Source organism: Vibrio sp. Vb339, from assembly GCF_902751245.1.
In the GTDB taxonomy this organism is placed as follows: domain Bacteria; phylum Pseudomonadota; class Gammaproteobacteria; order Enterobacterales; family Vibrionaceae; genus Vibrio; species Vibrio coralliirubri.
This window is the reverse complement of the sequence record NZ_CADDIS010000002.1, coordinates 953,558-973,225: the sequence shown is the minus strand read 5'-3', so window position 1 is coordinate 973,225 and position 19,668 is coordinate 953,558. Positions and strand designations below refer to the sequence as shown.

At 44.9% G+C, this 19,668-nt stretch carries 21 protein-coding genes; 19 read left to right on the top strand and 2 right to left on the bottom strand.

Annotation, left to right across the window (positions count from 1 at the left end; genetic code table 11):
- Positions 1-56: 56 nt before the first annotated feature.
- The 15 genes from yceD (at position 57) to HRQ85_RS12960 (ending at position 13,163) form a co-directional block, all read left to right on the top strand.
- Positions 57-584: a 23S rRNA accumulation protein YceD gene (yceD, locus tag HRQ85_RS13030; RefSeq protein ID WP_017062153.1), complete on the top strand. Its 528-nt coding sequence runs from the start codon at positions 57-59 to the stop codon at positions 582-584.
- Positions 585-619: 35 nt separating this feature from the next.
- Complete coding sequence (gene rpmF, locus HRQ85_RS13025; protein ID WP_004737376.1) at positions 620-790, top strand: 50S ribosomal protein L32; 171 nt, start codon at positions 620-622, stop codon at positions 788-790.
- A gap of 9 nt (positions 791-799) precedes the next feature.
- The gene (gene plsX, locus HRQ85_RS13020; RefSeq protein ID WP_017062152.1) at positions 800-1,825 is read left to right on the top strand and encodes a phosphate acyltransferase PlsX; all 1,026 of its coding nucleotides are present in this window, start codon (positions 800-802) and stop codon (positions 1,823-1,825) included.
- 5 nt (positions 1,826-1,830) lie between these two features.
- Positions 1,831-2,781: a beta-ketoacyl-ACP synthase III gene (locus HRQ85_RS13015; RefSeq protein ID WP_017054985.1), complete on the top strand. Its 951-nt coding sequence runs from the start codon at positions 1,831-1,833 to the stop codon at positions 2,779-2,781.
- Between the two features lie 80 nt (positions 2,782-2,861).
- Positions 2,862-3,785, top strand: coding sequence for an ACP S-malonyltransferase (gene fabD, locus HRQ85_RS13010; RefSeq protein WP_172379802.1), 924 nt, complete (start codon positions 2,862-2,864; stop codon positions 3,783-3,785).
- Between the two features lie 25 nt (positions 3,786-3,810).
- Entirely contained in the window at positions 3,811-4,545 is a 735-nt protein-coding gene (gene fabG, locus HRQ85_RS13005; RefSeq protein ID WP_029235138.1) for a 3-oxoacyl-ACP reductase FabG, read from the top strand.
- A 166-nt stretch (positions 4,546-4,711) separates the two neighbouring features.
- Positions 4,712-4,945 carry an acyl carrier protein gene (gene acpP, locus HRQ85_RS13000; protein WP_004737381.1) on the top strand — a complete coding sequence of 78 codons (234 nt, stop codon included), beginning with the start codon at positions 4,712-4,714 and terminating at the stop codon, positions 4,943-4,945.
- A 93-nt stretch (positions 4,946-5,038) separates the two neighbouring features.
- On the top strand, positions 5,039-6,283 hold the full coding sequence (gene fabF, locus HRQ85_RS12995; RefSeq protein WP_019821243.1) for a beta-ketoacyl-ACP synthase II: 1,245 nt from the start codon (positions 5,039-5,041) through the stop codon (positions 6,281-6,283).
- Between the two features lie 104 nt (positions 6,284-6,387).
- Positions 6,388-7,266: an aminodeoxychorismate lyase gene (gene pabC, locus HRQ85_RS12990; RefSeq protein ID WP_172379801.1), complete on the top strand. Its 879-nt coding sequence runs from the start codon at positions 6,388-6,390 to the stop codon at positions 7,264-7,266.
- Positions 7,263-8,279, top strand: coding sequence for an endolytic transglycosylase MltG (mltG, locus tag HRQ85_RS12985; RefSeq protein WP_017062149.1), 1,017 nt, complete (start codon positions 7,263-7,265; stop codon positions 8,277-8,279). The genes pabC and mltG overlap by 4 nt, the downstream gene beginning before the upstream one ends.
- 10 nt (positions 8,280-8,289) lie before the next feature.
- Positions 8,290-8,922, top strand: a complete 633-nt coding sequence (gene tmk / locus HRQ85_RS12980) for a dTMP kinase (RefSeq protein WP_048610583.1) — start codon at positions 8,290-8,292, stop codon at positions 8,920-8,922.
- A 6-nt stretch (positions 8,923-8,928) separates the two neighbouring features.
- Positions 8,929-9,894, top strand: a complete 966-nt coding sequence (locus tag HRQ85_RS12975) for a DNA polymerase III subunit delta' (protein WP_172379800.1) — start codon at positions 8,929-8,931, stop codon at positions 9,892-9,894.
- Positions 9,885-10,652 (top strand): TatD family hydrolase, encoded by a 768-nt coding sequence (locus HRQ85_RS12970; RefSeq protein ID WP_048610588.1) that lies wholly within the window; start codon positions 9,885-9,887, stop codon positions 10,650-10,652. Before HRQ85_RS12975 ends, HRQ85_RS12970 begins: the two co-directional genes overlap by 10 nt.
- 445 nt (positions 10,653-11,097) lie before the next feature.
- Positions 11,098-12,528, top strand: coding sequence for a PTS glucose transporter subunit IIBC (gene ptsG / locus HRQ85_RS12965; protein ID WP_017062145.1), 1,431 nt, complete (start codon positions 11,098-11,100; stop codon positions 12,526-12,528).
- A gap of 230 nt (positions 12,529-12,758) precedes the next feature.
- The gene (locus HRQ85_RS12960) at positions 12,759-13,163 is read left to right on the top strand and encodes a hypothetical protein (protein WP_048610592.1); all 405 of its coding nucleotides are present in this window, start codon (positions 12,759-12,761) and stop codon (positions 13,161-13,163) included.
- Between the two features lie 92 nt (positions 13,164-13,255).
- Here HRQ85_RS12960 and HRQ85_RS12955 read toward each other — a convergent pair whose 3' ends face one another.
- Positions 13,256-13,849: an outer membrane beta-barrel protein gene (locus HRQ85_RS12955; RefSeq protein ID WP_172379799.1), complete on the bottom strand. Its 594-nt coding sequence runs from the start codon at positions 13,847-13,849 to the stop codon at positions 13,256-13,258.
- Between the two features lie 145 nt (positions 13,850-13,994).
- Between HRQ85_RS12955 and cydH the strand changes: the two genes are divergently transcribed.
- A complete protein-coding gene (gene cydH / locus HRQ85_RS12950) occupies positions 13,995-14,084 on the top strand; it encodes a cytochrome bd-I oxidase subunit CydH (RefSeq protein ID WP_100214626.1) in 90 nt (29 codons plus the stop codon).
- A 41-nt stretch (positions 14,085-14,125) separates the two neighbouring features.
- Complete coding sequence (locus HRQ85_RS12945) at positions 14,126-15,340, top strand: patatin-like phospholipase family protein (protein WP_172379798.1); 1,215 nt, start codon at positions 14,126-14,128, stop codon at positions 15,338-15,340.
- A gap of 160 nt (positions 15,341-15,500) precedes the next feature.
- On the opposite strand, the gene pyk is transcribed toward HRQ85_RS12945, so the two are convergent.
- The gene (gene pyk, locus HRQ85_RS12940) at positions 15,501-16,949 is read right to left on the bottom strand and encodes a pyruvate kinase (RefSeq protein WP_172379797.1); all 1,449 of its coding nucleotides are present in this window, start codon (positions 16,947-16,949) and stop codon (positions 15,501-15,503) included.
- A gap of 319 nt (positions 16,950-17,268) precedes the next feature.
- Here pyk and mlc point away from each other — a divergent pair, with 319 nt between their 5' ends.
- Positions 17,269-18,486, top strand: a complete 1,218-nt coding sequence (gene mlc / locus HRQ85_RS12935) for a sugar metabolism global transcriptional regulator Mlc (protein WP_048607464.1) — start codon at positions 17,269-17,271, stop codon at positions 18,484-18,486.
- A 168-nt stretch (positions 18,487-18,654) separates the two neighbouring features.
- A complete protein-coding gene (locus HRQ85_RS12930; RefSeq protein WP_017062139.1) occupies positions 18,655-19,596 on the top strand; it encodes a chemotaxis protein CheV in 942 nt (313 codons plus the stop codon).
- The last annotated feature ends 72 nt before the right edge of the window (positions 19,597-19,668 follow it).

Sequence of the window (19,668 nt, the reverse complement as noted above, 5' to 3'; positions counted from 1 at the left end):
TTTTTTTTGCCATTTCCTTTGACTAAACACGATTTGGAAGATAAGATTCGCGCCCTATGCAAAAGGAAAAAATACCGCGTACAGTTGATCCGGCAAGAACGGCTCAAAAACGACTCGATATGGATGGTATCATTCAGGTCAGTCTTTTGAAGCGTTTAACTGAAGCAACTGAAGGCGTAAAACGTGACGCGCAAGTCTCAATGTCATTTGGGCTTGATGAACAACGATTAGTCGTTATCTCTGGTAAAGCTAACGTCGAAGTCGATTTAGAGTGTCAACGTTGTAATGAGGTTTTCGCACATGAGTGCGATGTCCAATTTACTTATACTCCTGTTTACAGTGAGAAAAGTGAAGAGGAAGCACCGGAAGAGTACGATTTGGTAGATCTGAACGAGTACGGTGAGTTAGACCTGATTCAATTAGTTGAAGACGAGTTCATCCTTGGATTGCCACAAATAGCAATGCACGACGATGCGAAATGTAGCGTTAACTCAAATAACTTGGTGTTTGGTGAACTTCCTGAAGAAATTGAGGAAGACAAAAAGCCGAATCCATTTGATGTTTTAAAAAGCTTAAAGAAGTAATTGCTTCTTTAAGAATTTACATAGGAGTAGGGTCAATGGCCGTACAAAAGAGCAAGAAATCACGTTCAATGCGTGGCATGCGTCGTTCACACGATGCGCTAACTACAGCTGCACTTTCTGTAGACGCAACTTCAGGTGAAACTCACCTACGTCACAACGTGACTGCCGAAGGTTTCTACCGCGGCAAAAAGGTTATCAACAAGTAAGGTTGACCTTTGCAAAATCTAACCGTTGCGCTTGATGCAATGGGCGGGGACTTCGGTCCTCGTGTAACAGTGCCTGCCGCAGTGCAGGCACTGTCGTATTTCCCAGAGCTAAAAGTCATTCTAATAGGTGATCGAAACGCGATCACATCTCAATTATCTTCATTAGGTCGAATGCCTGATTCTCGTTTGAGTATCCAGCATTGTGATCGAGTCATTTCCAATTCTGAAAAACCTTCACTAGCCTTACGTAATAGTCAGGGTAGCTCTATGCGTGCCGCTATCGATCTGGTTGCCGAATCACAGGCTGATGCTTGTGTGAGTGGTGGTAACACTGGCGCACTGATGGCTTTATCCCGTTTCAGACTCAAGCTTCTTCCCGGTATTGATAGGCCTGCATTGGTTTCAGCTTTGCCTACTGCATCCGGAAATCGCACATGGATGCTTGATTTAGGGGCGAACGTTTCTAGTGATGCAGATTCACTCTTTCAGTTTGCTGTCATGGGCAGTGCATTAGCAGAACAACATTTAGGTCGCGCACCACGTGTCGCTATCTTGAATATCGGTGCAGAAGAAATTAAAGGCAATGACCTTGTAAAACGATGCGCTGAAATGTTGTCTAATACTCAGTCTGTGAACTTCATAGGCTATATTGAAGGTAATCAATTACTTCAAGATGCTGCTGATGTCGTCGTATGTGATGGTTTTGTGGGCAATGTCTGCTTAAAAACGTGCGAAGGTACGGCTCAGCTCTTTATTGATAAGCTAAAAACGCGCATGATGGCTTCAACAATAAAGGGTTGGATAGCCAGAATGCTGTTTTCTGAGCTATTTACTGAATTAAAAACCTTGAACCCCGACCAGTATAACGGCGCAAGTTTGTTAGGATTGCGCGGCATTGTCATTAAAAGTCATGGAAGTGCTGATGTGTCTGCAGTCGTCAACGCGATTGGTGAAGCAGTACACGAGGTCAAACGACAAGTCCCCAGCCGCATTAGCGATCGTTTGGAAGCGGTTTTACTCGAGAGGCATTATTAGTCTTCATGTATAGCAAAATTTTAGGTACTGGCAGCTACTTGCCATCTCAGGTGCGTACTAACGCAGACTTAGAGAAAATGGTAGAGACTAGCGATGAGTGGATCGTTGCTAGAACTGGTATTAAAGAGCGTCGTATTTCAGCGGAAAACGAAACCGTTGCTGATATGGCGTTTTACGCTGCTGAAAATGCCATTGAAATGGCAGGTATCGACAAAGAAGAGATTGATTTAATCATCGTTGCGACAACCAGCAGTAGCCACACATTCCCGTCTTCGGCATGTCAGGTACAAGGCAAGCTTGGTATCAAAGGCTGTCCTGCGTTTGATTTGGCTGCGGCGTGTTCTGGTTTTGTCTACGCACTGTCTGTTGCTGATCAACACATCAAGACTGGCATGTGTAAGAACGTTTTGGTAATTGGTGCTGATGCACTGTCAAAAACCTGTGATCCGACTGACCGCTCTACTATCATCCTATTTGGTGATGCAGCAGGCGCGGTGGTTGTAGGCGCAAGCGAAGAGCCAGGTATTTTGTCTACTCATATTTACTCTGACGGTAAATACGGTGAGCTTCTAAGTTTAGAAGTTCCAGAGCGTGGCGGTGATGCGGACAAATGGCTGCACATGGCGGGCAACGAAGTATTTAAAGTGGCGGTAACTCAGCTTTCTAAGCTAGTTAAAGACACATTAGCGGCGAACAATATGGATAAGTCAGAGCTTGATTGGTTAGTTCCACACCAAGCGAACTACCGTATTATCTCGGCAACCGCTAAAAAGCTGACGATGTCGCTTGATCAAGTAGTGATTACTCTTGATAAGCACGGCAACACGTCAGCAGCTACCGTACCAACGGCTCTAGATGAGGCTGTTCGCGACGGGCGAATTAAACGTGGTCAAACGCTTCTACTTGAAGCATTTGGCGGCGGCTTCACTTGGGGGTCTGCGTTAGTTAAATTCTAACCCCAAGCGATAATCAACAAACAAGGCACATAACTTATGTGCCTTATTCAATTTTTTGCTTTGCTTAAAGGAAAATTACAATGAGCAAGTTTGCTATCGTATTCCCAGGCCAAGGCTCTCAAGCTATCGGTATGCTTGCTGACCTAGGCGAACAGTATGATGTTGTAAAACAGACATTTGCTGAAGCTTCAGAAGCACTTGGTTACGATCTATGGGCATTGGTTCAAGATGGTCCAGTAGAAAATCTAAATGAAACTTTTCGCACTCAACCGGCTCTATTAACAGCGTCTGTTGCAATTTGGCGTGTATGGCAAGAGCTTGGCCTAGAGCAACCTGTAAATCTAGCAGGTCACAGCCTAGGTGAGTACTCTGCACTTGTATGTGCAGGCGTTGTCGACTTTAAAGAAGCGATCAAGCTGGTTGAATTGCGTGGTCAATTGATGCAAGAAGCAGTTCCTGCAGGCGTTGGCGCAATGTACGCAATCATCGGTCTAGACGATGAAGCGATTGCTAAAGCGTGTGAAGAAGCTGCGCAAGACGAAGTTGTGTCTCCAGTTAACTTTAACTCTCCTGGTCAAGTTGTTATCGCGGGTAACAAGGCGGCAGTAGAGCGTGCTGGTGCACTTTGTAAAGATGCGGGCGCTAAGCGTGCACTTCCGTTACCTGTTTCAGTGCCATCTCACTGTGCACTGATGAAGCCAGCAGCAGACAAGCTAGCAGTGGCTCTAGAAGCTCTAGAGTTCAACACGCCAGCATTGCCTGTTATCAATAACGTTGATGTTATTGCTGAAACAGACCCTGCAAAAATTAAAGACGCACTTGTTCGTCAGCTATACAGCCCAGTTCGTTGGACTGAAGGTGTACAAGCGATGAATGAGCAAGGCGTTGAGAAGCTACTTGAATTAGGCCCTGGTAAAGTTCTTACTGGTCTAACAAAACGAATCGTAAAAACTATGACAGCTGCTGCAGTTAATGACACTGCATCACTAGAAGCTGCTAAGTAAATAACCACTTAATAGAGAAGTTATGATGAATTTAGAAGGCAAAGTTGCACTAGTTACAGGCGCAAGCCGTGGCATCGGTCGTGCAATCGCTGAACTTTTAGTTGAGCGTGGTGCTAAAGTTATCGGTACTGCGACATCTGAAGGCGGCGCAGCTGCAATCAGCGAGTACCTTGGTGAGAACGGTAAGGGTCTTGCTCTTAATGTAACGGATACTGATTCAATTGCTGCTACACTGAAAACCATCAACGATGAATTCGGTGCGATTGACATTCTAGTTAACAACGCAGGTATCACTCGTGATAACCTACTGATGCGTATGAAAGACGACGAATGGAATGACATCATCGATACTAACCTAACGCCTATCTTCCGCATGTCTAAAGCTGTATTGCGTGGCATGATGAAGAAGCGTCAAGGTCGTATCGTAAACGTTGGTTCTGTAGTAGGTACTATGGGTAACGCTGGTCAAGCTAACTACGCAGCTGCAAAAGCAGGCGTAATTGGTTTTACTAAATCAATGGCTCGTGAAGTTGCGTCTCGTGGCGTTACAGTGAACACTGTAGCTCCTGGTTTCATCGAAACTGACATGACTAAAGCGCTAAATGATGACCAACGTGCAGCAACTTTGGCGAATGTACCAGCAGGTCGACTAGGTGACCCTCGCGAAATCGCTGAAGCTGTGGTATTTTTGGCGTCACCTGCGGCAGCTTATATCACAGGTGAAACACTTCACGTCAATGGCGGTATGTACATGGTGTAAATTATGTGCAACATTTGTGCATGATTTAAGTCAAGATCATACGTAATTTCGGTTAAAATCGTGAAAATTGTGGTTTGACCAGAAAAGTTGACCTTGCAACTTTCAATAGATTGAATAAACTACGGAAAACATCGCATAAAGCGAACTCTGTAAAGGAAAAGAAAAAATGAGCAACCTCGAAGAACGCGTAAAGAAAATCATTGTTGAACAGCTAGGTGTAGACGAAGCTGAAGTTAAAAACGAAGCTTCTTTCGTTGATGACCTAGGTGCAGATTCTCTAGACACAGTAGAGCTAGTAATGGCTCTAGAAGAAGAATTCGACACTGAAATCCCAGATGAAGAAGCTGAGAAAATTACTACTGTTCAAGCAGCTATCGATTACGTAACTAGCGCTCAGTAATAATCTCTCCCAGGCGGTCACCTCGACCGCCTGTGTTTTATCTAACTCATCTATCCTCATCTTAAATCACCTCAATCCCCGGAGTGTAAAATCGTGTCCAAGCGTCGTGTAGTTGTCACTGGCATGGGTATGTTGTCACCGGTAGGCAACACTGTAGAATCTTCTTGGAAAGCCCTGCTAGCTGGTCAAAGTGGTATCGTTAATATCGAGCACTTTGATGCAACCAATTTCTCAACTCGTTTTGCAGGTCTAGTTAAAGACTTTAACTGCGAAGAGTATATGACTAAAAAAGATGCTCGTAAGATGGACTTGTTCATCCAGTACGGCGTCGCAGCAGGTATTCAAGCTTTAGATGATTCAGCCCTAACTATTACTGAAGAAAACGCTCCACGTGTGGGTGTTGCTATCGGTTCTGGTATTGGTGGTCTTGGTTTGATCGAAGCCGGTCACCAAGCTCTAACTGAAAAAGGCCCTCGTAAGATCAGCCCGTTCTTCGTACCGTCGACGATCGTGAATATGATTGCTGGTCACATGTCTATCATGCGTGGCCTACGCGGTCCAAACATCGCGATTTCTACTGCATGTACGACTGGCCTACATAACATTGGTCACGCGGCTCGTATGATTGCATACGGCGATGCTGACGCAATGCTAGCGGGTGGTGCTGAAAAAGCATCAACTCCACTAGGTATGGGCGGTTTTGGTGCGGCTAAAGCACTTTCTACTCGTAACGATGAGCCTCAAAAAGCTTCTCGTCCATGGGACAAAGGCCGTGATGGCTTCGTTCTTGGTGACGGTGCAGGCATGATGGTTCTTGAAGAGTACGAACATGCGAAAGCTCGTGGCGCTAAGATTTACTGTGAGCTAGTTGGCTTCGGTATGTCGGGTGACGCTTACCACATGACATCTCCAAGTGAAGATGGCTCAGGTGGCGCACTAGCAATGGAAGCGGCTATGCGTGATGCTGGCATTACTGGTGAACAAATCGGTTATGTAAACGCACACGGTACTTCGACTCCTGCAGGTGACGTAGCGGAAGTTAAGGGCATCAAGCGTGCTCTTGGCGAAGCAGGCAGCAAGCAAGTATTGGTTTCTTCTACGAAATCAATGACAGGCCACCTTCTAGGTGCTGCTGGTTCTGCTGAAGCTATCATCACGGCAATGTCTCTGGTTGACCAAATTGTTCCACCAACAATCAACCTAGATGATCCTGAAGAAGGCTTAGATATTGACTTAGTACCTCACACTGCGCGTGAAGTTAGCAACATGGAATATGCTGCATGTAACTCATTCGGTTTCGGTGGTACAAACGGCTGTTTGATCTTCAAAAAGATTTAATCATCTTATTAAAGACGTAAACATTCGTAGATAGTCACAATTAGACTTGTTTTTAAACGGCTTGATGCTTTAGCATTGAGCCGTTTCTTTTTATGGGGAAAAACATGTTTTGGGTTGATGGAGAAAGCCAGCAAACTGTCGATATTTTGGATCGCTCGTTTCAGTACGGAGACGGCTGTTTTACGACGATGTTCGTGAGTGATGGTGAGATACAACATTTTTACGATCATCAGCACCGTGTCGACGAATGCCTTAAAGCGCTGCGCATTTCTGCTCTTGATTGGGATGTGGTTAGTCTTTGGCTCGATACTGCGCTTCAACATATCCAAGATAATGATCTTCATGGCACAAAGGGCCTTGACGGCCCAAACAAGCTCCATAACGCAAATAAGCCTCATAATCAAAAAGCAGGGATCAAGCTGCACGTTAGCCGTGGCGCTGGTGGACGTGGCTACAGTACGAAGAATATCGACAAGCCGACAATCACCATCAGTACCTTCGATTACCCAAGTCATTATGCAGCGTGGCAAGACTCCGGTGTTGAACTCGGTATCTGTCATCAAGCGCTAGGTTTGACCCCACTACTTGCTGGCCATAAGCACAATAATCGTCTTGAGCAGATTTTGATGAAAGATGAAATGGATCAAGCTAATGAAGTGGATGGTGTGGTTCTTGATATTTCGGGCAATGTGATTGAAACCACTATGGCCAACCTGTTTTGGCGTAAAGGTCAGGCGATATACACACCTCAACTCACTCAAAGTGGTGTCGCAGGGGTTATGCGTAAGCAAGTGTTAACCGCGCTGAATCAAGCTGAACTTTCCGTTACAATTAGTGACTACTGCTTATCTCAACTCATGCAAGCTGATGAGGTTTTCATGACCAACTCCATCTTAGGGGTTGCCCCAGTTACCCGTATTAGTGATACCCAATTTAACATTGGAACCGTTACTCGTAGCCTTCAAGGACAACTAAACTCGTGATCAAAAAGTTATTTATTTTTATTATCTTGTGCTTAATTGCAGCCGGTGCTGCTGGTTTTTATGTTTACAACCAAGCGCAAGATAACCTGAAACAAGTTATTCAATTAGAAAAACCACAAGTCGTGACTGTTGCTTCAGGTAGCAGCTTTAACCGCGTTCTAGCCCAGTTGATTAACGAGGGGCTGTTTGAGGCTTCTCCTTACGAGAAATTAATCCGTAAGTTACATCCTGAGCTTGTAGACGTAAAAGCGGGTACATTCCTGCTTGAACCGGGTTTAACCTTAGAGCAGGCGCTACAGGTGCTTGTAGAAGGGAAAGAACACCAGTTTACCATTACCTTTGTTGAAGGCAGTCGTTTTGACGAATGGCTTGTTCAACTAAAAGACAACGAATTCATTCAACAGACGTTGGACGGTGTTTCTGAAAAAGAGATCGCTGAAAAGTTGGGTATTGAAAACGAAAAGCTAGAAGGTCTCTTCTTAGCAGAAACGTATCACTACACCTACGGCACTACTGATTTAGATTTGCTGAAGCGCGCGCATCGAGACCTAATGAGCGTGGTGAATGAAGAGTGGGAAAATCGAGCGGATAAGCTGCCTCTTAAATCGCCATACGAAGCGTTAATTCTTGCGTCTATCATTGAGAAAGAGACCGCTGTTGCGTCAGAACGTGAGCGTGTTTCTTCTGTGTTTGTTAACCGCCTGAACAAGCGTATGCGTTTGCAAACTGATCCAACCGTTATCTATGGCATGGGTGACAGCTACGATGGCAACATCCGTAAGAAAGACTTACGCACGCCAACGCCTTACAACACCTATACAATGAGTGGCTTGCCACCGACCCCTATCGCTATGGCAGGCAAAGCGTCTATCAACGCGGCGTTGAATCCAGAGAAGAGCAACTATTTGTATTTCGTTGCGAGTGGAACAGGCGGTCACGTATTTTCAAAGAGTTTGACTGAGCATAACCGTGCAGTGCGAGCTTACTTAAAACAATTAAGAAAAAACAGATAAAGAAATAATTATGAATCAGTCGAAATTTATCGTGGTTGAAGGCCTTGAAGGCGCTGGCAAAAGCACAGCAATCAATGCCATCGTTGAGACATTAAAAGCATCGGGTGTTGAGGATATTGTTAATACTCGCGAGCCGGGTGGTACGGTCTTAGCTGAAAAGATGCGCTCATTGGTTAAAGAAGAGCACGAAGGCGAGAAGCTTCAAGACATGACTGAATTGCTGCTGATGTACGCAGCACGTGTTCAATTAGTAGAAAACGTCATCAAGCCCGCACTCGATAGTGGTCAATGGGTATTGGGTGATCGTCATGATATGTCTTCACAGGCATACCAAGGTGGTGGTCGCCAGATCGCGCGCACGACTATGGAATCACTGAAAGCAACCACGCTAGGCGGTTTTAAGCCCGATCTAACGCTATATTTGGACCTAGACCCTAGAGTAGGACTAGAGCGTGCTAGAGGTCGTGGTGAGCTTGATAGAATTGAAAAGATGGACATCTCATTTTTCGACCGCACGCGTGAGCGCTATCTAGAAATTGCAGAACAAGATGATTCTGTACTTGTGATTAACGCGCAGCAAGAAATTGAGCAAGTAGCCGCTGATATTAAAGTCGCGCTAACTGCTTGGCTCGACAAACAGTAGGTAGTCATGGCTGAAGTGTATTCTTGGCTCACACCGGTATGGAGTGAGTGGAAAAAAAGTCTCGATGCGGAGCGTTTTCCTAACTCTGTGATTGTTAATGCACCGGAAGGGCTCGGCGTTGATGCGTTGATTAGCCAACTTACCGACGCATTGATGTGCACGAACTATGAAAGCGAGTCGTGCGGGTTTTGCCACAGCTGCGAATTAATGAAGTCGGGCAGTCATCCTGATTTTCATGTGATTTCACCAGAGAAAGAAGGTAAGTCGATCACGGTTGATCAAGTGCGTGCCAGTAACCGTTGGGCTCAAGAGTCTTCTCAGTTAGGTGGTTTGCGCGTTATTTTGCTTAACCCTGCTGAAGCAATGAACGAATCGGCTTCCAATGCACTATTGAAAACTCTGGAAGAGCCATCAAGCAAGTGCATCTTCATTCTGTCTACTCGCAACAGCAATCGCTTAATGCCGACGATTATTAGCCGTTGTCAGCAATTCACTGTGGTTAGCCCGCAGTTGGAGACAGCATCGGCGTGGTTAGATAGTGAAGTGGGCAAAGCGGTACCGCAGTACATTTTAGCACTCAATGACAACGCGCCTTTAAAAGCAAAAGCGATGTTTGAGCAAGGTGGCGTGGAAGCCTCAGCAAAAGCGCTCGATGGCTTTGTGAATGTGATAAAAGGCACTCAACCTGACATGCTAAAGTTCTCTACAGAGCTTAGCAAAGACCCTTTAATTCAACTTGGTTGGCTTTGGCATCTATTGTCAGATGTACAGAAGCTACATTTTGGTTTGGCGAATCAGGCTTTCATTCCGAGTGCGAAAGCACTGTGTGAGGTGATGTCTTATCAAAGTGCTTATGCAGCATCGAATAAACTGCTGATATTGATTGAGCAGTTAAAGCAACACCCTGGGCTCAATACGGAGCTACTCATAATGAATTGGCTGATAGCCACTTGCGAGGAAACATGTTCGTAGATTCCCACTGTCATTTAGACAAACTGGATTACCAAGATTTACACACCAGCGTAGAAGATGTGGTTAACAAGGCGAAGGCTGCTAACGTAAACCAATTGCTTTCTGTCGGTGTGACACTCGATTCGTTTGAAAATATGCTCGAGATGATTTCGCCGTTTGATAACGTTAAAGCCTCTTGTGGCGTTCACCCTCTCGATGTCGAAAGTGATTTCAGCTTAGAGACAATGCGTGAATACGCGAGCAACCCTAAGGTTGTGGCGATTGGTGAGACCGGTTTAGATTATCACTACCAACCAGAGACGGCGGAGCTGCAACAGCTACGATTTAAGCAGCATGTTGAGTTGGCTGTTGAGCTGAATAAACCTTTGATCATTCACACTCGTAACGCACGTGAAGACACATTAGCTATTTTACGTGATGGCGGAGCTGAGAAGTGTGGTGGTGTGATTCACTGCTTTACCGAAGATCAAGCGTTCGCTGAAGCAGCAATGGAACTAGGTTTCTATATCTCAATTTCAGGCATTGTGACCTTTAAGCAGGCTACAGAACTTAAAGAAGTTGTTAAAAACCTACCGCTAGACAGGTTGCTGATCGAGACGGATTCTCCATACTTGGCACCCATTCCATATCGTGGAAAGCAGAATCAGCCTGCATATGTCGTTGAAGTTGCCGCCTACATTGCGCAATTAAAAGGTGTGTCGATGAAAGAGGTTGCCGAACAAACGACCAAAAATTACCAAAAACTTTTTTTGCGATAAAAATCTAAGTAGACAAATAAAAGGGAGCGAAAGCTCCCTTTTTGTGTTTTTGATCACCAAAAATACGTTTTTTTTTAATGTTTACGAATTATGTTGAACTTGAGAGCGCTAATTATAACATTTGTAATTTTGTTACTAAAAATAACATTCGCTCCTATTTTATTTACCCAGTAAAATAATAGGACTCTTGAAAAATACTTATATATTTCAATTAATTAAATGCTTGTAAAGGATTGCATTTCTAGATTTGACATGTGATCCAAGACGTGTTTTGAAACTAAATTTCGTAAGTGACTAGAAAGTTAGTTCCCCATCAATATATATTTAGCGGCAGAAAATATAATGCAATACATGGTTACATTTTCGCAGGGTGCTAACATATAGGCTACGGGGGTGTGCCGTTAGAACCCAATATAATTATTTTATCTTTATCAGGAGCATAAACATGTTTAAGAACCTTTTTGCTAGCCTGCAGAAAGTTGGTAAGTCTCTGATGCTTCCAGTATCAGTTTTACCAGTTGCGGGTATTTTGCTAGGTGTCGGTGCAGCAGATCTTCCTTTCATTCCAGAAATCGTTTCAAACTTAATGGAACAAGCTGGTGGTTCAGTATTCGGCCAAATGGCACTACTGTTCGCAGTAGGTGTTGCACTTGGCTTTACTAACAACGATGGTGTAGCGGGTCTAGCTGCTATCGTTGGTTACGGCATCATGACTGCTACACTTGGCGTAATGGCTGGTGTAATGGGCGTTGATAAAATCGATACTGGTGTACTAGGTGGTATCCTAGTCGGTGGTGTTGCTGCTTGGGCATTCAACCGTTTCTTCCGTATTCAACTACCAGAGTACCTTGGCTTCTTCGCTGGTAAGCGTGCTGTGCCAATCATCACAGGTTTCTCTGCGATTGGTCTAGCAATCCTACTATCTGTAGTATGGCCACCAGTTGGCGGCGCTATCTCTGCGTTCTCTGATTGGGCTGCTCACCAAAACCCACAAGTGGCGTTTGGTATCTACGGTATCGTTGAGCGTTCTCTAATTCCATTTGGTCTTCACCACGTTTGGAACGTACCTTTCTTCTTTGAAGCTGGTACTTGTGTAAACGCTGCTGGCGAAACTCAAAACGGTGTTCTTACTTGTTACCTAGTTGCTGATGACGCATCTCGTGCAGCGGGCAATGGCTTCGGTCAGCTAGCTGGTGGTTACATGTTCAAGATGTTCGGTCTACCTGCTGCTGCAATCGCGATTGCACACTCAGCTAAGCCTGAAAACCGCGCTAAAGTAATGGGCATCATGGCTTCTGCTGCGTTGACTTCATTCCTAACGGGTATCACTGAACCAATCGAATTCTCTTTCCTATTCGTTGCTCCAGTACTGTACGCAATCCACGCTCTACTAGCTGGTTCTGCATACGTTCTTGCGAACACTCTAGGTTTTGTACACGGTACATCTTTCTCACACGGTCTAATCGACTTCCTAGTTCTATCTGGCAACGCGTCTAAGATGGGCCTAATGGTTGTATGTGGTATTGCTTACGCTGCAATTTACTACATCGTATTCCGCACTGTGATTAAAGCTCTAGACCTTAAAACTCCAGGCCGTGAAGACGAGACTGAAGAAGAGTCAGTTGCGACTGGTTCTGAACTTGCTGGTGAGCTAGTTGCTGCATTCGGTGGCAAAGCGAACATCACTGGTCTTGACGCTTGTATTACTCGTCTACGTGTTGCAGTAGCTGATACAGCTCTTGTTGACCAAGACAAGCTGAAGAAACTAGGCGCTGCAGGTGTTGTAGTAGTAGCGGGTGGCGTACAAGCTATCTTCGGTACTAAGTCTGACAACCTTAAGACAGACATGGATGAGTGGATCCGTAACAACGGTTAATTCACTGATTCAATAAATTGAAAGGAGGCCGAAAGGCCTCCTTTTTTGTTTTCTGCTCTATGAAAGATCTTTCCGCGTCTAATCCTCTCTAACTCAGAAAGTTACCATTCAACTCGATCATTTGATGGTCGTTCCCAAATTTTTCGTGTCTTTTATCTTTTACCCAGCGATGACACCTTTTTCTGAAATACCAGTAGACTTCCGTTTTTTAAATACAGTCTGAGAATATTATGAAACATCGTTACTTGATCGGCCTTATGTGCTGCAGCGGAGCCTCGTTTGCTCAAGCTTCTGAAGCTCCAGCTTTGGAAGTGGGACTCGCCATTGACCAAGACCTGAGTGTCGTTGTGGAATTTGATCAGAAATACCGTGCTACGATTGGCAATGACGGCGCTGCCTTTGATTACATTTTGAAGCGTGGTCAGTTCGAGACTGAAGCTCCGTTGAGCTGGTACGTCGGTGCCGGTGCTTGGGCTGAATGGAATGACGACTTTGGCTTACGCTTGCCATTAGGCGTGAAAGTGAATTTCTACGAAGGTTGGAATGCTTACGCTCAAGTTCACCCTGAACTCGATATGTATAAAGGTGTTGAGTTGCAAATAGGCGGCGCTTTAGGTGTTACCTATAAGTTCTAACTTGAACTAAAACCGTTTTAATAATGAAAAAACCAGCATTTAGCTGGTTTTTTCGTTTGGGTCGATCTTATATTTTTGCTTCATTGAGCCGCTTAGAAAGTAAAACTCAGTCCTACATTGGCTTGGAATTGGTTCATCCAGTCGGTATCAAAGCGAATGATGCACTCCTGCCCGTTACTTGGGATGTTACAAACACCGGAGGTATCGTTGTCGACAACCGTGCCTAACCAACGTACTTGTGTGTTCAACGCTAATCGGTTGCTAAATTTGTACTCTAAGCCGCCAAAGATAGAAGTTGAGAATCCATACTTATCTTTTGCCCAGTCTACGTCGACGTAAGAAGCACCCAGGCCTAACCCTAGATAACCCGACAACACAGGCGAAGCAGGGTAGTAGATGCTGCTTTGAAGGTGCAGGTATTGGATGGAGGAGCTTAGGTTGAGCGTTTCTAATTCCGAGCTCTGATTGGAGTAGAAGAAGCCGATGCGTCCTTTTTCAAGTGGCGTTTCAATGGCAAAGGTGTAATTTTCAGAGCCTTTCATGTCATAGGTTTTACCGTCCTGGTCTTCGACACTGCCACCGCCGGTATAACCTACCATAGGTGTAATGATGATCTCCGGCGAAGCATACGCGCTTGAAACGGAGAGAAGCGTAATCAGTGCCATCATATTTGCTTTGTTATTCATGAGTATATCCTTATCCATACACTTACTAATTGTGATGGTTACATCAATATTGTGCGACTAATTTCGACGATTCTTGAAGATACTTCACACACCTGATAGTACTTAAATAGAGACTCGACAAATTAATAATAAGCCAGAGGTGTCTATGGACCATAATCTGAAAAATGCCCTACAAATTACCGTGTTTATCTACATGATCATTCTTTCATTTGGCTTTATTGCGATTGGTAGTTAATACCATCTATTGCGAGGCTGAGTTTTGATACTCAGGGAATAATGAATAGTGGGATTATAACCAATATTGATACAGCAATAGACTTGGATTATTACGCTAAGTTTATTGCTGGAAAAACAGCACTGGTCGCTCAAGGTGGCGGACAGAGAAGTATTTTTACTTCTGGAGTGCTGGATGCCTTTCTTCTCTCAAATTTTGACCCCTTCGACGAATTTTTTGGTACCTCAGCAGGTGCTCTCAACTTATGTGCTTATCTGTGCCGTGATAAAGGCCTTGGACGTTCTTTTGTTCTTGACCTCACAACCTCACCAGAGTTCTTCAATCTCTTTTCCTATATACGACACAGAAAGAACCTAGGATTAGAATGGGCGCTAGAACAAATTATGGCTTACCCATATAAGCTCGATCTGGATTTAGGGCGACAAACGCTAGGCGATCGCAACTTCTATGCGGCTGTAACGGATTCCAAAGGCTTACGAGACCACTACTTCCCATTATTGGGCGAAGATTGGTACAAAGTGATGATTGCGACCTGCGCCATTCCTCGTTTGTACAATGATGAAGTCTTTATTGGTGACAGTGCTTATGTGGACGGTGGTGTATCGGCATGTATTCCAGTTCAGGAAGCGTGGCGAAGACAAGCTCGTTCTATTGTGGTGATTCGTACTGAGCCAGTGGTGGAGGAAGGTAATACCCATTTGGTTGAAGCTCCAGTCAAGGGATCTTCAGTCAAAGCGCCTAAACCAATCTCTGCCGAAGAACTGGAATGGTTCCGCGAATCTTTCGACAGTGTTCAAGGTCATTGGCAACAAAAAGTGGAACAGTGGAAAACCGACTGGACCTCTTTCTTCCAACAACAAATTATGCGCTCAAAAGAGCAGAAGCGTGACCGTGGGCATTTAGACCTGCTGAACGGTGGTCGCTGGCTATTTGGTGCAGATGATATTTATCGCTTAAGTCATTTAATCGGAGACAAGTTTGATTCAGGCTTGGCTGACATGCTGATGGTGCATTATCAGACCTACTCATTGACTCAGGATTTTTTGAACTCGCCACCAGACGACGCGTTTGTGGTTCAGATAGCGCCAAGTCAGCCGCTAAAATCGAGTTCATTAATGAGCGACAAAGAAGACCTGTTGCACGATTACGAATTGGGCTTAGAAGCTGGTTACCGATTTGTAGAAACCTACACTTCAACGGAAAACGCTCGCAATTCTCATATGCCACAGTTAGCCACCATTGCTGCGGGCAAGTAATTCTCGAAGTTGATGACCTAGCATGCTGTGATCTCGTTATGCTGCTATAAGCAGGTTGCAGTAAGTCGTGTTCTGAAATGAAAAAGGGTTATTGAACTTGGTTCGATAACCCTTTTTGGTTTTTGAGGAAAGGCAAATCGCTTCGCCTTAAGGTCAAATATTAGGTGACAGGCAAGATTCTCATACAGTTGGTTGACCCTGCTACATCCATAATGTCGCCTTGAGTGACGATCACTAGGTCGCCAAACTTAAGGTGTCCTTTCTCTTTCAGGCAAGTGAGTGTAGATAGTGCAATGTCAAAGCTGTCTTCGGCTTCTGTTTCGAAGTAGATAGGTGTCACACCTCGGTACAAGGTACAGCGATTAAGCGTTCCTTCGTTACGAGACAGCGCGTAGATAGGCATGTCGGCACTTAGGCGAGACATCATCAGTGCAGTGCGGCCTGACTCGGTGAGAGTGACAACGCCTTTAATGCCTTCCATATGGTTCGCAGAGTAGATAGTCGCCATCGAAACGGTTTCTTCGGCAGTAACAAAGGTGCGATCAATACGGTAATTGGATTGGTTATTAATGCCTGCCATTTTCTCCGCACCAATACAGACTTCTGCCATCGATTTTACGGTCTCGACTGGGTAGTCACCCGCAGCAGTTTCACCAGACAGCATCACAGCATCTGTTCCATCGAGTACGGCGTTGGCAACATCCATAACTTCGGCACGGGTTGGCATTGGCGCAGAAATCATGGATTCCATCATCTGAGTTGCGGTGATGACAGTTCGGTTAAGCGCTCTAGCACGGCGTATAAGCTGTTTTTGTACTCCAACCAACTCTGGGTCGCCAATTTCCACTCCGAGGTCACCACGAGCCACCATGACGACATCTGAGGCCATTATGATGTCATCCATGTTCTCAACGGTGGCAACGGTCTCCGCTCGCTCGACTTTAGCGACAAGGTGAGCTTCTAATCCTGCTTCTCGTGCTAACTGACGAGCGTAGTGCATGTCTGCTCCATTACGTGGGAAAGACACGGCCAAATAGTCGACTTGGATTTGAGCTGCGGTGATGATGTCTCGTTTGTCTTTGTCGGTGAGCGCTTCTGCAGACAGTCCACCGCCTTTTTTGTTGATGCCTTTGTTATTCGACAACGGGCCACCGATAGTGACTTCAGTATGAACGCGACAGCCTTCGACTTCGGTGATTTTTAATTGAACACGACCATCGTCAAGCAACAGGATATCGCCGGCGGATACGTCGTTAGGCAGTTCTTTGTAATCAAGGCCAACAGCTTCTTGATTGCCTTCACCTAAACCTAGGCTGCTGTCGAGAGTAAATAGGTCACCTACGGCAAGTTGAATTTTGCCATCTTTGAATGTCGACACACGAATCTTGGGACCTTGTAAGTCTCCGAGAATGGCGATTTGAGTGCCGTGTCTTTTGGCTATTGCTCTGACTTTTTCTGCGCGTTGTATATGGTCTTCGCTGGTGCCGTGAGAGAAGTTCATACGAACGATATTGGCACCGGCTTTGATGATCTCTTCAAGCACGTTACCTTTATCAGTAGAAGGGCCTAGCGTTGTGACGATTTTCGTTTTTCTTAATTCGGCTGTCATGAATACTCCTAGAGTGAGGCCAAGTAATCTTTTAAAAGACTGAATTAAGTATATGCATTAATTGATAATTTATTGGGAGCTAGGAGGATATTTCTTGATTTGCCTTTAATTATTGAATTTAGGGCTCAAACGCGATGTTTTATTCTGAAAATTAAGTCGCAAATTATCGATGTGGGTGTTAATTTTCCTCGAACTATTTGACTCGATACACAAAGATTCATGTATATACGTGATACTGGTCACGGCGATATACCAAGTGACTTCACAATTACTTCGCAAAGTAAAAAAATTACCTCGTTGATGATTTCTGGAGCGTAAAATGTACATGGCTCAACCGGGCCATATTGATCATATCAAACAGGTCAATGCTGGTCGTGTATATAAACTAATTGACCTTAAAGGTCCTATTTCTCGTATCGATCTGTCCAAGCAAAGTGAGTTGGCTCCGGCGAGTATTACTAAAATTACCCGTGAACTCATTGAAGCTCACCTTATTCACGAAACGACGGTTCAAGAAGCCACGACTCGTGGGCGTCCTGCTGTCGGTCTGCAAACCAATAACGAAGGTTGGCAGTTTCTGTCGATGCGTCTTGGTCGCGGATACTTGACGATCGCGCTCCATGAATTGGGCGGCGACGTGCTTATCGATACCAAGATTGATATCCATGAACGTGATCAAGACGATGTGCTTGCGCGTCTTCTCCATGAAATCGATGAGTTCTTCCAAACCTATGCCGAGCAACTCGACAGGGTGACGAGTATCGCTATCACACTGCCAGGTCTGGTGAATTCAGAGCAAGGTATTGTGTTGCAGATGCCGCACTACAACGTTGAAAACTTAGCGTTGGGGCCGGAGATCTACAAAGAAACCGGTTTGCCAGTTTTTATTGCCAATGATACCCGAGCGTGGGCGTTAGCAGAGAAGCTGTTTGGTAACTCACAAGACAACGACAACTCTGTTCTTATCTCGATTCACCACGGTTTAGGTGCCGGGATCATTCTTGATGGTCGCGTTCTGCAAGGGCGTCACGGTAACATCGGTGAGTTGGGGCATATCCAGATCGATAAGGAAGGCAAGCTTTGTCACTGTGGAAATCGAGGCTGTTTAGAAACGGTAGCGAGTTCTCAGGCAATCCGTGAGCAAGTCAAAGAGCGATTGGCAAATGGTGAAGAATCAACGCTAACGGTGTTTGAAGATGTCACGATTGAGCAGATCTGTGCTGCCGCTGCTGATGGGGATCCGCTGGCTGTCGAAGTGATTGAACAGTTAGGTCGTTACCTGGGCTCTGCGATTGCGATTGTGATTAACCTGTTCAACCCAGAGAAAATCTTGGTGGGTGGCGTTATCAATCAGGCGAAGAGCGTGTTATACCCAGCGATTCAAAAGTGTATCGAAGAGCAGAGTCTATCGGTTTACCATAAAGACTTAGAGCTGGTGGAATCTCGTTTCTATAAGCAGGCAACCATGCCAGGTGCTGCGCTCATCAAGCAGGCCTTATACGATGGCCAACTGTTAATGAAAGTTATTGAAGGTTAACCCCTTTTTCTCGTCTTGTAGCCTTACCCTGAACCTTTCCATGTACTTAAGCTTTGTATAACATCATTTGTTGTACTTAGTTTAAGCATTCTGTGCATTGGCGCTTTGCTTTAACCTATTGAAGTAGGCTATTGTAGCCACAGTTATTATTTGTCACTAAGGTGTTGTATGTCTGGCGTTTTAAATTCGGTTGATCAGAGAACCAAACTGGTCGGTGAAAACCGTCTGGAACTCTTGTTATTCAGCTTAAATAGTCGTCAACTATTTGCGATTAACGTATTTAAAGTGAAAGAAGTCCTCAAAGTGCCAGTTCTCACTCGCTTACCGGGCTCTCATCATCATATTACGGGTGTTGCGTCTTTACGTGGTGAATCGGTGCCTGTTATCGATTTACGCAGTGCCATTGGCTTTCCGCCATCTCGTGCGGAGTCTCAAGAGAGCAACCTGATCATTACGGAATACAACCGAACCGTACAAGGTTTCTTGGTTGGGCAAGTTCGTAATATCGTGAACACGACATGGACAGAAATCCAGCCGCCGCCAAAGACAACAGGCCGTGCAAACTACCTAACCGCTATTACGCATATTCAAGAAGAAGAGCAGCACAAGATCGTCGAGATCATCGATGTTGAGAAAGTGCTGGCTGAGATCATTGATTACGATGTCTCGATCTCTGAAGGCGTTTTAGATGAACAATTAGCTCAGGAGATGATAGGACGTAATGTGCTTATCGTTGATGACTCTTCAACAGCGCGTAACCAAATCAAAGGCACCTTGTCGCAGCTTGGTTTGAACATTATTGAGTGTTGTGATGGCTTAGAAGCACTGACCTTACTTAAGGGCTGGTGTGATGAAGGCAAAGACATCAATCAAGAAATATTGTTGATGATCACCGATGCTGAAATGCCTGAAATGGACGGCTATAAACTGACACATGAAGTACGTACTGACCCAAGAATGCATGACCTATTCATCACGCTAAATACTTCATTAAGTGGAAGTTTCAATGAAGCTATGGTTGAGAAAGTAGGGTGTAACCGCTTTATTTCTAAGTTCCAGCCAGACCTCTTGGTTGAAGTGACTCAAGAGCGAATGCGTCAGATTTTATAATTAATGCTGCTGTACGGTTTGTTTTGAGTGACCTTATAGAAAACGTTTGCTAATATTCACGCAGCATATTTT